At 36.4% G+C, this 13,612-nt stretch carries 12 protein-coding genes and 3 pseudogenes; 3 read left to right on the top strand and 12 right to left on the bottom strand.

What is annotated here, in order from left to right:
- Window positions 1–277: 277 nt before the first annotated feature.
- The 9 genes and pseudogenes from HZR21_RS10330 to lacA form a co-directional block, all read right to left on the bottom strand.
- A complete protein-coding gene (locus HZR21_RS10330; protein ID WP_096824092.1) occupies window positions 278–1,177 on the bottom strand; it encodes an aldose 1-epimerase family protein in 900 nt (299 codons plus the stop codon).
- Between the two features lie 20 nt (window positions 1,178–1,197).
- Window positions 1,198–1,469: pseudogene (locus HZR21_RS10325) on the bottom strand (DUF3884 family protein).
- Window positions 1,469–2,875, bottom strand: coding sequence for a 6-phospho-beta-galactosidase (gene lacG, locus HZR21_RS10320; RefSeq protein ID WP_180747564.1), 1,407 nt, complete (start codon window positions 2,873–2,875; stop codon window positions 1,469–1,471). Before lacG ends, HZR21_RS10325 begins: the two are co-directional and overlap by 1 nt.
- A 141-nt stretch (window positions 2,876–3,016) precedes the next feature.
- The gene (locus HZR21_RS10315; protein ID WP_180747563.1) at window positions 3,017–4,723 is read right to left on the bottom strand and encodes a lactose-specific PTS transporter subunit EIIC; all 1,707 of its coding nucleotides are present in this window, start codon (window positions 4,721–4,723) and stop codon (window positions 3,017–3,019) included.
- A complete protein-coding gene (locus HZR21_RS10310; protein WP_096824089.1) occupies window positions 4,723–5,040 on the bottom strand; it encodes a PTS lactose/cellobiose transporter subunit IIA in 318 nt (105 codons plus the stop codon). The genes HZR21_RS10315 and HZR21_RS10310 overlap by 1 nt, the downstream gene beginning before the upstream one ends.
- Before the next feature lie 26 nt (window positions 5,041–5,066).
- Window positions 5,067–6,047, bottom strand: a complete 981-nt coding sequence (lacD, locus tag HZR21_RS10305; protein ID WP_096824088.1) for a tagatose-bisphosphate aldolase — start codon at window positions 6,045–6,047, stop codon at window positions 5,067–5,069.
- A gap of 2 nt (window positions 6,048–6,049) precedes the next feature.
- Window positions 6,050–6,982, bottom strand: coding sequence for a tagatose-6-phosphate kinase (gene lacC, locus HZR21_RS10300; protein ID WP_002290553.1), 933 nt, complete (start codon window positions 6,980–6,982; stop codon window positions 6,050–6,052).
- 10 nt (window positions 6,983–6,992) lie between these two features.
- Window positions 6,993–7,508 (bottom strand): galactose-6-phosphate isomerase subunit LacB, encoded by a 516-nt coding sequence (lacB, locus tag HZR21_RS10295; protein WP_011669102.1) that lies wholly within the window; start codon window positions 7,506–7,508, stop codon window positions 6,993–6,995.
- Window positions 7,509–7,524: 16 nt separating this feature from the next.
- Complete coding sequence (gene lacA, locus HZR21_RS10290; protein ID WP_003131727.1) at window positions 7,525–7,950, bottom strand: galactose-6-phosphate isomerase subunit LacA; 426 nt, start codon at window positions 7,948–7,950, stop codon at window positions 7,525–7,527.
- A 488-nt stretch (window positions 7,951–8,438) separates the two neighbouring features.
- Between lacA and HZR21_RS10285 the strand changes: the two genes are divergently transcribed.
- Together HZR21_RS10285 and HZR21_RS10280 are read left to right on the top strand one after the other, a co-directional pair.
- A complete protein-coding gene (locus HZR21_RS10285; RefSeq protein WP_180747562.1) occupies window positions 8,439–9,206 on the top strand; it encodes a DeoR/GlpR family DNA-binding transcription regulator in 768 nt (255 codons plus the stop codon).
- A gap of 223 nt (window positions 9,207–9,429) precedes the next feature.
- The gene (locus HZR21_RS10280; protein ID WP_246307849.1) at window positions 9,430–10,158 is read left to right on the top strand and encodes a tyrosine-type recombinase/integrase; all 729 of its coding nucleotides are present in this window, start codon (window positions 9,430–9,432) and stop codon (window positions 10,156–10,158) included.
- 88 nt (window positions 10,159–10,246) lie between these two features.
- Here HZR21_RS10280 and HZR21_RS12085 read toward each other — a convergent pair.
- The 3 genes and pseudogenes from HZR21_RS12085 to HZR21_RS10265 all read right to left on the bottom strand — a co-directional run.
- Window positions 10,247–10,369, bottom strand: a pseudogene (locus HZR21_RS12085) (zeta toxin family protein); the annotation flags it as partial.
- Window positions 10,309–10,554, bottom strand: coding sequence for a hypothetical protein (locus tag HZR21_RS12205; protein ID WP_180747560.1), 246 nt, complete (start codon window positions 10,552–10,554; stop codon window positions 10,309–10,311). The pseudogene HZR21_RS12085 and the gene HZR21_RS12205, both read right to left, overlap by 61 nt.
- 297 nt (window positions 10,555–10,851) lie before the next feature.
- Window positions 10,852–13,368, bottom strand: a complete 2,517-nt coding sequence (locus tag HZR21_RS10265; RefSeq protein WP_180747561.1) for a LysM peptidoglycan-binding domain-containing protein — start codon at window positions 13,366–13,368, stop codon at window positions 10,852–10,854.
- A gap of 127 nt (window positions 13,369–13,495) precedes the next feature.
- On the opposite strand from HZR21_RS10265, the pseudogene HZR21_RS10260 reads away from it, so the two are divergent.
- Window positions 13,496–13,612: pseudogene (locus tag HZR21_RS10260) on the top strand (IS982 family transposase); the annotation flags it as partial.

Raw genomic sequence — 13,612 nt, 5'->3', positions numbered from 1 at the left:
AGGGTCTCCTTTTAAACTTAATTTTTCAAGATAGTCGCTATCTCCAAATAAATTCATCTTCAATACCTCGTTAGCTTATTTTTAATCTATTATACCTCTTTTCATACGTTTTTAGAGGTGCCCTTTAGATATTAGCTTTTCGTCACCCACTACAGTTGACATAGACCCACAAAAAACTTAAAAACCTTGCGATGTAAGACTGGCACGGAGAAGACCAATCTATCATCACAAGGTAAGAGTATTCAAATCTTATTGAAGAGTCAAATAATAACAAATTTTAATTAAGGATAGTAATATCATAGATTTTTCTAGAAGTTTCTTGAGGTGAAATTTTCGTTACCTGTCTTTTATCTTCTAAGAAATTACCTTCTTCAAGTGAAGTGGAGAGACCACTCCAAGGTTCCAAAGCAATGAATGGACTTTTATTAGTTGTAGACCACAGAATCAAGTTCGGAAAATCATCAAAATCTACTCGAAGACCTTTACCAGACTTCCTTGACCGAAGCGTTACGCTACGAGACTTGAGCTGGTCAAGTGTAATGGCATCATGGGAAAAAAGTGAGTAGTCCAAATCGAGAATCTTTTGATTTTCCAAAAAAGGTGTCCTATCTTGCAAATCTAATAATCCTGTCTCAGGAAAACTCTTTGGTATCGAGCAAGACTCAACCTCACTAAATTCAATATAATAATCCTCATAGTTTTCACCTTCTACTAAAGGACAATTGAATGCTGGATGGGCTCCAATAAAGTAAGGCATTGTTTTTTCAATTTCCAAGTTCGTTACCTGAAATTCGGTTCTAATTGATTTACCATTCAAGGTATAAACAACTCTCAGTTCAAACTGATATAGGTAATTATCAAGCATCTCAGCATTTGGTTTAATACTGAAAGTCACGCTATTTTCATTAACTTCTTCAAGAGTAAATTCTTCTTTTCGAACAAAACCATGTCTACGAATTAGACCTGTAAAAAAAGGTCTTTCTTGAGGTCTATAAATAGCCCAATCATTACGTAAACTACCACAGATAGGAAATAGAATTGGTGCCTGTCCATTCCAATACTCTGGATCAGCTTGCCAGAGATATTCTAACCCATCTTTGTCTTTAATCGAAGTCAGTTGACCACCAAGTGTTTTAAACTGAACCGTAAGATACTCGTTTTTTAATTCGATAGTCACAGTCAATTCCTTTCTTTTTGTTATTGGAAAGGCAAATAATCTACCTCGAAGTGAACAGTCTCACATATTGCTACATCGAGTAATTGTAAAACTTCCCATTCAAATTCGGATAATGCTAAATCAGAATGGCAAATCCATTCTTTTCCAGGTGAAACATACCAGTTACTACATTTTGTAGTGAGGTAGCTTCAAGCTCAGGAATTATAGGACAATCTTCGAAATTAATAATATATACCTTTTCAAAGCCTGATCTAAAAATCAGATAACAAATTATTACATTCTCAGGTGATATTACTCTATCACTTGAGTTTCTGCTAATTTCTTATACCAATGTGCTGATTTCTTAGGATAGCGTTCTTGCGTATCAAAGTCTACATAGAACAATCCATAACGTTTTTCATAACCATTTGACCATGAGAAAACGTCCATAAGTGACCAAATGAAGTAACCTTTAACATTTGCACCATCCGCAATCGCGTCTGATAAAACTTCCAAGTGTTGCTTCACGTAATCAATACGACCATCATCATAAACAGTATTATCTACAAACTCATCTTTGTATCCGAGACCGTTTTCAGTGATGTAAATCTTCTTGTAATTCGGATAATCATTTTTCACTCGCATGATTTGGTCATACAAGCCTTCAGGATAAATAATCCAATCCCAGTCTGTGCGCGGAACATAGTCAGGAGCTACTCGACGACCAACACCCTTAATTTGGTACTTAGAGCTTCCTTTTTCACCCTTACCATTGTGAATGATTTCAGTCTCACCATCAAAAGCTTGCATCCAATCACTCATGTAATAGTTGATACCAAGGAAATCATTCAAATCTTTAGCTGCGTCAAGAGCTTGGAAGTCTTCATCACGAAGATCAAGTTCTCCACCATTCTCAGCTAGGATATGGTTGACACCTTCCATCGTTTTATCTGAATAGTGCCCAAGATAGGTTGCATCCAAGATAAATTTGTTATGGATGATGTCTTCAAGTTCAGCAGCACGAACATCTGCTGGATTTTCCGGATCATAAGGGTATTTAGTTGGTAAAGCATGAACAACACCAATTTCACCTTTATAACCTTTATCCTTATACAATTTTATAGCACGTGCATGAGAGACCATCATGTTGTGGTGTGATTGGAAGACTTTGGCAAGATCATATTTAATGCCTGGAGGGAATTTACCAACCAAGTATTGACCATCACCAATTGGGCCAATTTCATTGAAAGTTGTCCAGTAGTTTACTTCTGGAAACTCTTCAAAACAGAAAGCGGCATAATCTATAAAGTGTTCTATATTTTCGCGGTTTAAGAAATCTCCATTTGAATGAAGAGCTTCTGGTGTGTCAAAATGATGCAAAGTCACAAATGGTTCAACATGACGCTTGTGGCATTCAGCAAATAGTTTATGGTAGAATTCAACACCTTTTTCATTTACTTCACCGTAACCCGTTGGGAAAATACGAGACCAGGCAATAGAAATACGAATACCATTAACACCATATTCTTCAGCTAATTCTAAATCAACTGGGTATTTATGGTAAAAATCACTTGCAGGTTCTGCTGTATACCAATAATTGTCTTCAAGATACTTATCCCATGCAACTGGGCCTTTACCATCCGTGTGAGTCGCACCTTCTGCTTGATAAGCAGCTGTAGCACCACCAAAAATAAAATCTTTAGGAAGTGTTTTAGTCATATATATAAATCCTTTCAAAAAAAGCATTTGAGACGATATTCTGAGTTCCGGAAACCAAGGAAATGAAATGCAATGATATGGTTAACAATATTATAAGGAACTGAAAGAATAATCTCGTCTCAAATAACTTTTACAAATTTATTAATCAAACTGTTGTTGAACAAATGCAAGAGCACCTTGTCCATCACGTGTCAATTTGATATATTGAGCTCCTTCAGTTTTTGCAAGTTTAATGCCCAATTTATCTGTTTCAGCCTTCATATCATCGAAGTTTGAAGCGACCTGTGGAGCCAAGATAACCAAGTCAAACTCTGGCAACATTTCACGGTGAGCACCGTAACCACCCGCTGCCGCTTTGACTGGAACATTGTATTCTACTGCTGCTTTGTTCAAGGCATTGGCAAGCAAGCCACTTGTACCTCCACCTGCACAAAGAACAAGGACATTAGTTTCTTTTGTGATATTATTGTTTGCTGCTACATCTTCTTTAGCAACGCCTGCTTTTCCAAGAATGGCATCTGCTTTAGCAGTATTGAAGTTTGCAGCTACTTTTTCTTTAAAAGCATCGTTTGTTTTACCAGAACGTTCTTCTTCAAGAATTTGTTCATCGTATACCTTAACAAATGGGTAATAAATGATAGTATCAACAACTATCAAGAGTCCGGCTAAGATAAATGATAGAACTTGGAAGTTAGTACCGAGTACAATTCCCAACGGACCAGGAGTAACCCATGGAAGGTTGGCAGAGAATGAGTTCATGTTCAATGTGTCAACAAAGAATTTAAAGATCCAAACGTTGACAATCGGAGCGAAAATGAACGGTACAAAGAAAATCGGATTCAATACGATTGGTGCACCAAATAAGATTGGCTCATTAACCCCAAAGAATGTTGGAACAACTGAGGCACGTCCGATGGCACGGTTACGTTCTGATTTACAAATCCACATGAACAAGAATGGAACAATCAATGTAGCTCCTGTTCCACCCATGGTAACAATAAACATTTGAGTACCAGAAGTGATAACTTTATCTGCATGTTGTCCAGCTTGGATAAGATGCAAGTTGGTATCGATATTGGCATAAGTGATAGCAGCGATTGCTGGTTCGACAATTGAAGGACCGTGGATACCAACAAACCAGAAGAAGGCATAAGCACCAAAGATAAGTGTAATTCCAAGGTAACCATCTGCAGATGAGAAGAGAGGTGCAATAAGGGTACCGATTGATTCTGCAACGGTTACACCAAGACTTCCCTTAACAATGAGTTCAAGTCCATAAAGGAGAACAACCGATACAGTGAATGGAATCAAGTCTTTAAATACTTGAGAGATATTTGGTGGAACCTCTTCAGGCATACGAATAGTAACATTATTTTTCACACAGACCTTGTAAACATTAACTGTCACAAAGGCTGCAATAAATGCTGTCAAAAGACCTTTTGTTCCCATGAAGGCTGTCAAGAAGCCTCCTTCTTTTGCAGGCTCAGCTGCCATCAAAAGGAACCCTACCATAGACGCTAGCATCGTAGATAAGAAGTTAATCTGATTGGTCGCAGGTAGGTCACGGTTCATTGAGTCCGTCAAAGCTTTAGCGGTAGTACCACCAACAAAGAATGCTAGGATACCCATCGAATAGCTATAAGGAGTCATCAAGAAGGTCTCAATGTCTTTTGACCAGTGGAATCCCCAAGCATTTGGGACATAGGCAATAAGGATAAAGATAGATGAGAAAAGGATGACTGGCATACCAGCGATAAATCCATCACGAATAGCACGAAGATAGATGTTTCGAGAGATTTTCTCAAAGAATGGTTTCCCTTTCTCAATAAGTTCAATGAGTTTATGCATTATTTTGCTCCTCTTTTATAAAATTCGATGAGGTGATGCATCACATCTTTTAATAAGATAGTAGTCATTAAGTGGTCCTGACCATGCATCATGGTAACGCTGTATGGAAGTTCCTCTCCAGAAGCTTCTCGAGCCAACATAGCTGTCTGCGAATTGTGAGCCTCTGCAATACAGCTTCCTGCTTCTACTACAAGACTATCTGCCTTAGCGAAATCACCATTTTCAGCCGCTTTAAGCGCTTCCAAAAGTTTAGACCGAGCATCTCCAGCATAAGCAACAATTTCAAACCCTAAGAGAGTCATCTCTTCTCTGTTCACAACATATCCTCCGTTTTCTGTTTTTACTATACTTTATCAGTCCATGGACTAGCTGTTTTAACAATAACTTTGTTAAGTTCATCAATATTTTCGAATCCAGTAGTACGCAACCATTCACGTGCTGCTTTTTCACCTTCTTTGATGTAAGGTTCTACAGATCCTGCCCAAGTAGCACGTCCACAAAGCACACCATTAAACTTGGCACCTGAGTCGTGAGCAAATTGCAATGTTTCTTGGAACAATTTAGCAGATACACCTGCACTTAGGTAGATGTATGGAAGGTTAGTCGCTTCTTCTTGTGCCTTAAAGAAGTCAGCAGCTTCAGCTTTACTGTAAACCACTTCACCATCAGCAAAACCTTCGACATATTTAACGTTAACTGGTACTTCTACTTTAAGAACATCAATGTTAAAGCGTGGATCAGAGAAAACTTTCATCGCTTCAATGACTTTGCGAGGTTTCACTTTTGCATATTCAACAGAACCTGCATCTGAGATTTCTTCATCATAAGCAAGGATTTCCAAGAAGAAAGGAATATCTTCAGCGACACATTCAGAACCAACACGTTCAATATAAGCTTGTTTTTGTTGGTTAAGTTCATCTGAGCTGTCTACATCATAGTAAAGCAAGAACTTAACGGCATCAGCGCCTTGCTCTTTGATACGTTTTGCAGACCAAACATCCAAGCAGTCAGGCAAACGTTTTGTACTTGATGTATCATAACCTGTTTTTTCATAGGCAAGAAGAAGACCTGCTTCTTTATCCAATGCTTTTGTTGCTGGAAGTCCATATTCAGGGTCAAGCAACATTGAAGAAGCGTATTTTGTAAGTTCATCAGCAACCAAAACCTTTAGTTCTTCCATTTGAGCTACAGTTGGTTCTGTATCTTGATACTGTGCCATCAAACGTTTCAAAGCACCACGTTGGTCAAATGCCAAAGCTGAGATAAAACCGTTTTTATCTGAAAGTTTTTCCAAAGATTTGCGTTTCTGTTCTGTAAGTACCATTTTTATACCTCTTTTACTCCAATTTGTGAGTTTAGTGTTTCGTAATTAGTCATATTCACATGCCCTGTCATTGTTTCTTGAGCATTTAACATACCCAATGTCATCGCATGTTTTAATAAGTCAGCGTCACTTTTTTTACTATTTAAAGCTGATGCAATACCAGCTACCGTTGAGTCCCCTGATCCGACTGGATTAACAACTGGGATATCAGGAATATCTACCTTATAGAAAACATCACCATGTTTTGCAAAGGCACCGTTTCGACCTAATGAGACCACTATCCATTCGATACCACTAAAAAGTGACTCTTTAAGAACGTCTTTAAGTTCTTCAATATCTTTTGTTACTTCTTTTCCAAGCAACTGTGAAAGTTCCTCATTATTAGGTTTGATGGCAGTAGGTTTAGCCGACGATTTTAGAACTGTTTCAAGAGGTGCACCTGAACAATCCAAAACGACTGCTACTCCTTCATCCGAAGCAAGTTGGATAAGTTTTTCATAATAATCGTTGGGAAGTCCTGAAGGTAAACTTCCTGAAATTGTCACAACTTCTGATTGTTTAATAAGATTGCTATAGTGGTCAAGAAAGCCTTCTGCTTCTTCATGAGAAATTGTTGGTCCTTGTTCCAAAATTTCTGTTTGGTTACCCTCGTGTAAGATAGCAATACAGTTTCTAGTGTTTCCTGAGATTTTATAAAAAGCTGGACTAACAGGAGATTGTTCTAATTCGCTTTCAATAAATTCACCAATTTTACCACCTAAGAAACCTGTAGCAGTAACTTTATCACCAGATTCATACAAGACTCTAGTAACATTTAAGCCTTTTCCACCAGCTGTCTTACTAACATCTTTCACCCTATTCACTGTATCAATTTTCAATGTTTCTAGAGGATAAGAGATGTCTACTGAAGGATTTAGTGTGACTGTCAGAATCATTGGTTATACCTTAATCGTGGTACTCACCACGGTCCCATTTTTCAAGGAATTCTGTAAAGAATTCCTCATCTGCTTGATGTGCATTATGTGTTTCAACGTGTTCGATTTTTGCAATCAATTTTTTATTTTCTTCTGTTGGTTTGTACTCAGCTTCAATGAAAGCTTCAATGATGTCATTCATAAGAAGACCACCAGTAATCATTCCACCAAAACCGATAACATTCGCATTAAGTTCTTCCTTAGCATATAGAGCTGACGTCATATCACGAACCAACGCTGAGCGAACACCTGGAACTTTATTGACTGCATTGTTAATGCCGACACCCGTACCACAGATACATACTCCCAAGTCTGCTTGACCACTTACTACTGCTTCACCGACTTTTTTACCATAGATAGGGTAGTGAGTACGTACGTGGTCATATGTCCCGAAATCAAGGACCTCATATCCTTTTGATTTCAAGAATTCTGATACTGCCATTTTTACATCTGTGACAATGTGGTCACATCCAATTGCGATTCTCATTTTTTAACTCCTTTTCTTAACACATCTTGTTAAGCATATCTACTCGGACTTGATGACGTCCGCCATCATATTTACCATTGACGAAAGCTTTAGCGATGTTTTTAGCAAGCTCATCACCGACGATTTCAGCGCCAACCGTAATCATTCGTGCATTGTTATGTCCACGTGTCATATAAGCTGAGCGTTCATCTGAAACTTCTGCTGCAACCATACCTTTAATTTTAGTTGCTACCATGAATGGACCAGCTCCATAAGCATCAATTACAATACCTAAGTTTTGCTCATCTTTATTTACTTCAGAGGCAACTGCCAAGGTAACATCAACAAAATCTTGTCCGTCCTTAGTCACATCAATTACCTCAAAACCTTCTTCTACAAGAAAATTTTTCACAACATCTTTTAATCTCGTACCTTTGAGATCTGCACCAACAACAATAGCCATTTGGACTACCTCCTAAATTTTAAAAAGAAATGCTACGTAGAAATAGAAAATATTTTGCAAAATGTTCGAGAGAACGTTTTCATCATCTCTTTGTTTATATAATATCAAACATTCAAACAAAAAGCAACGATTTTTTGTTTATTTTTTGTTTTTTTTTATTTGTTTTTTTTAAAAAATAGATAACACCGTTAAATTATTGTTCATTTTTGTTCATTTAATCCATCACAAAATGGACGTGAAATATCTATTCAAGTATTACAAAAGTCTTTTACTTTCTATAAATTACTGATTAAGAGGTCCTACTTTATTTTCGTCTTATACAAAATCTGACCTAAGCTAATATACGTCAATCCTCTGTTCTTATTTCATCATCTAACGTTTTTATGTTTGAAATTGTTTGTTTTACCTTGGAAATATTATCTTTTATGATATAATTAAAAGAGAATTATCTTTGGAAAAAAATTACTTTATGAAAGAAGAGTCTTCATATGAACAAAAAACGACGATTAGAAAAAATTTTAGATATGTTAAAGATTGATGGGACCATAACCATAAAAGAAATAATAGATGAACTAGATATTTCCGATATGACAGCCCGTAGAGACCTTGATGCTCTAGAAGCTGATGGACTTTTAACACGTACTCATGGTGGTGCACAATTACTTTCCTCTAAAAAGCCACTTGAAAAGACACATATCGAGAAGAAAAGTCTAAATACAAAAGAAAAAATTGACATTGCTAAAAAAGCCTGCTCTTTAATCAAAGATGGCGATACTATTTTTATTGGACCCGGAACTACACTTGAACAACTGGCATTAGAATTGAAAGGTCGTAAAGGTTATAAAATTCGTGTCATTACAAATAGTCTCCCTGTGTTCTTGATTCTAAATGATAGCGAAACCATTGATTTATTGCTTCTTGGCGGTGAATATAGAGAAATAACTGGAGCTTTTGTAGGTTCAATGGCTTCGACAAATTTAAAAGCAATGAGATTTGCCAAAGCTTTTGTTAGTGCAAATGCTGTTACCCATAATTCTATTGCTACATATAGTGACAAGGAAGGTGTGATTCAACAACTTTCCCTAAACAATGCTGTAGAAAAATTTTTATTAGTAGATAGTACTAAATTCGATGGATACGATTTCTTTAACTTCTATAATCTAGATCAACTCGATACCATCATTACAGATAACCAGATTAGCCCTCAACACTTAGAGGAATTTAGCCAGTACACTACTATTTTAAAAGCGGACTAGAATTATAACTTATAAAAATATTGTTTTTGACCTTGATGACACTCTTTATGACCATCAACTCCCCTTTAAACGTAGCGTTGAAAAATGTTTTCCAACGATTGATATCCAACAAATAGATAACATTTACAAACGTTTCAGATATTGATCTGATGTTGCTTTTCCTAAATACACGAAAAAACTCATCAGTATTGAGCAGCTTAGAATTTTTCGCTGTCAGAAGACTATGGAAGAATTTGGCATCGATAGTATTTCTAGGACAGAAGCTCTAGACTTCCAAGCTGACTATGAATATGAACTCGATCAGATTACGATGATTCCTGAGATACATCAACTACTGCTGGCTCTACATAAAAACCACATCCCAATAGGTATTCTAACTAATGGCCCTGTTGACTTACAGAGTCGAAAACTCCAAAATATCATCATTAGTCAGGCCACTCACGGAGGAGCTGCAGAAAATAGCTATGAAGGTAATGTAAAAAACTTACAAAGTTACCGAAATGTCCAATTATCTAAAAGGGCTATAGAAATTCTTAAAGAGGAAATTGAGTTAAATCACCAACATATAAGATTCAATCCTGATTATAAAGATAATGGATGGATTTTTACTTCCAAAAGTCGTCATAAACCCGACTATAATGGAACACCTCTTCATTATAGTGTCCTTAACAATTTCCTCAACTCACCTGAAAATGGAAAATTAAATCGAAAAGGTAATCCAAAACGGGCAGGAATTGATATTGATAATAAACTTAGTTTTAATAAACATATTACGACCCATATATTCCGTCATACGCATATTAGTTTCTTAGCAGAGCAAGGAATACCCCTAGAAGCAATTCAAGACCGTGTAGGGCATTCTAGAGGTAGTCGTGTAACAGAAATTTATTTGCACATCACTAAAAAAACAAAGGATCAAATTATACCTATCCTTGATACTCTTACACAATAAGTGTGGCAAATCTGTGGCAAAACATAAGAAAAAGGGTTGTCCATATTGGACAAACCCTTTATTTTCAAGCTTATATAACCTAATTAAGTTTTACCAGCTGATTAGAATAGGATGTTGCATGTTTTACTACGTCTTTTTCATAGAGTTTCACTAATTCGTCAAAATTTGGGTGCTGTTGTTTGAACGTATCATTATCAATGATAACAACATTTTATTTTGTGATAAAAGAAGCTGAATGTTTTTAGGCGAATAGTTGTGAAGTTTGCCCATAGCTTTTAAAAATGTTGCATACTGATCAGATTGTAAATAATTTTTGATGCCTTTTTTCATATGCTCTGATAAACCTTTTGTATCTTTTTCAAGGATCATATCTGATACTGATTTTTCTTCTGACACTTCACTAGGAAATTCAGAGTCAAAAGATTTATCCGATAATTGTCTACTTTCTTATTTTAGTATTTCAGGTTTATTTTGATCAAGATACAAATAAGATATTTTAGACCCTGCTAGAGTATCTTCATACCATTTAGCTGAGTCTTGAATAACAGAAAACTATTTTAAGAAAATATAGCTCATTTTGTGTCTAATTATTTGACATTAATCCAGATTATAACTTCTGTATCTTTTTGAGCTTTAATTGTTACAGTTAAACCACCGGATCCTACAAAGTTAGCACCGCGTACGTATTTAACGTTATGCTTGCAATTGCTCAACGTTGCTGTTTTTAGCATTATCAGGTTGTTGTTGTAAGTCTGAAAGGGTTGCTGTTTCAGTTGTAAGTTTTGACTCAAGAGGTGAAACTTTAGCTGTTTTAAGAGTTACGGAGTAATTCCCTGCCCCGATACGTTTTGGCACAGTTTTTATAAGATTTCCATTATATCCAAAGACTGAAAATCTTACTGCAACAACTTGGAGATTAGCAATCAATTTATCAATGTCATCTTTAGATGTTGCTGCTTCAACTTTATCTTTCAATTCTGATTTAACATTGTTAGACAGGAATTTTAATCCGTCGATTGTTGATTTAGCGTCTTCTTTAGTTTTAATAAGAGCATCAGCAACGTTAGCGTCAGATACAACTGAGGCTACACCGTTAAGAGTTGTTGATGCATCGACTTTTGATTTAGTCAATTGTTCGGCGGCATCTTGAGCTTTAGCTGATTCGGTTTCTTTTGTCACAGTGTCAACAACTGATTGTTTTGCATTAACATCTGCTTGCAATTGCTCAACGTTGCTGTTTTTAGCATTATCAGGTTGTTGTTGTAAGTCTGAAAGGGTTGCTGTTTCAGTTGTAAGTTTTGACTCAAGAGGTGAAACTTTAGCTGTTTTAAGAGTTACGGAGTAATTCCCTGCCCCGATACGTTTTGGCACAGTTTTTATAAGATTTCCATTATATCCAAAGACTGAAAATCTTACTGCAACAACTTGGAGATTAGCAATCAATTTATCAATGTCATCTTTAGATGTTGCTGCTTCAACTTTATCTTTCAATTCTGATTTAACATTGTTAGACAGGAATTTTAATCCGTCGATTGTTGATTTAGCGTCTTCTTTAGTTTTAATAAGAGCATCAGCAACGTTAGCGTCAGATACAACTGAGGCTACACCGTTAAGAGTTGTTGATGCATCGACTTTTGATTTAGTCAATTGTTCGGCGGCATCTTGAGCTTTAGCTGATTCGGTTTCTTTTGTCACAGTGTCAACAACTGATTGTTTTGCATTAACATCTGCTTGCAATTGCTCAACGTTGCTGTTTTTAGCATTATCAGGTTGTTGTTGTAAGTCTGAAAGGGTTGCTGTTTCAGTTGTAAGTTTTGACTCAAGAGGTGAAACTTTAGCTGTGTCGGTATTGATTTGTTCAGTCAAGGCTGCAATCGTATTTTCATTTTCAATCAATGAGGCTTGCATGTTTGGTTTTGCTACAGTTGCATTTGATACAGCTGTTTTTGCTTGTTCTAAGACAAGTTCTGAATCATCTTTGTCTGATTTAGCCGTGTCAAATGATGCTTTTAAATCAGGGTTTGATGTTTCAAGGGTGGTTAAACCGTCAGCCGTTTCAACATTGATGCTAGGGTATTGAGCTGAAATTGTTGCGATAATTTGCTTGTATGCCAATTGTTTAGCGTCATTATTAGATTGAGCTGTAACTAATCCTTTTTGAGCGGTAACAAGATTCGCATCAGCTGATGCAATGCTTTCTTTTGTTGAGACAATTACACCCTTTAGTGATTCAATGTTTTTTGTATCGAAATCAATCTCGGTTTTAATGTTGTCAAGGTCAGTTTTAATAGCATTTACTTTTTCAGTTTGAGCTTGAACAGCAGACTCAAATTGAGAAATGTCTTTGTTTTGAGCAGCTGTTAAAGCTGATTTGGCTGGATCAAGGTCTGATTGCGCTGCTGTTAATTTTGATTGTAAATCAGAAAGTTTTGCATTTTGAGATGCTAATGTCTCTTTTAATTTTTCTAATTCAGTTTTGTTTGGAGATGGATTAGTATTAGAATTGTCTGATCCATTGTTTCCATTTGGATTTGTTGGGTTACTTGGTTTAACATTAGTTGACGTTGACCCATTTGTTCCTGAACTTGCTCCATTGTTTGATGTCCCTGCTACAGAACTTGAATCATTAACAGTTATGTTCCCATTAGCATTAGTCGCTTGGGCTGACTCATTAGCGGCAACAGGTGTTTGAGAGGCTGACCCTGTGCCATTGGCTTTTTCAGATTGAAGTTCGTTTGTCTTTTCAGTATTAACAACGGGTTTATTTGGGTCAACGTTGTATACTTTATCTGCTTTTCCATCTTGGTCTTTGATTGTGATTGTAGCATCAGACCCATTTCCATCAATTTGAATTGTATTTCCAGCAAAGATGAGATCTTTGTTTTCAATTGAGTTGATTTGGGCAAGACGGTCTTGACTTACATTGATTGCAGCTGAAATTGCTGATAATGTATCGCCCCATTGAATTTTATATGATTGTGATGTGCCTGATTTGTCAAAATCGGCTTTGATTTCTTGCACAGTACGAGCTGTCCATTGTCCATCAAGTTGTGATGCATGTGCTGTTGTGGCTGGTATATTTAAACCTAACCCAAGTGCAAACATTGATGCACCGATAACTAGCCATCCTTTGTGAGATTTAACCATTTGGAATCGAGTTGTCTCTTCTACATAATGGACTTTATTTTTCTTACCGATGATTTTACGCATGTTTTGTTGTCTCCTTTTAGACTTATTACTTTTTAATACCCGAATTGCTAGTTAATTTCATTGGAAAATAAATAAGTCGTGCTATCCTAATCTTAAAGCACTAAGCATTAGAAAGCGCACGACTTATATGACTTATAATAGCACACTTCCAAAAGTTTTTGTTTATTTACTGACAACCATTGAGACGCTTTATCAAACGAGTGTTCCCCTTGAGGTTCAAAACCGAAAGAACGTCCATCTCGCA

This window comes from Pseudolactococcus laudensis (assembly GCF_013449735.1).
Classification (GTDB): Bacteria; Bacillota; Bacilli; order Lactobacillales; family Streptococcaceae; genus Pseudolactococcus; species Pseudolactococcus laudensis.
The sequence above is the reverse complement of the archived record's forward strand: the minus strand, read 5'-3'. Positions and strand labels throughout refer to the sequence as shown.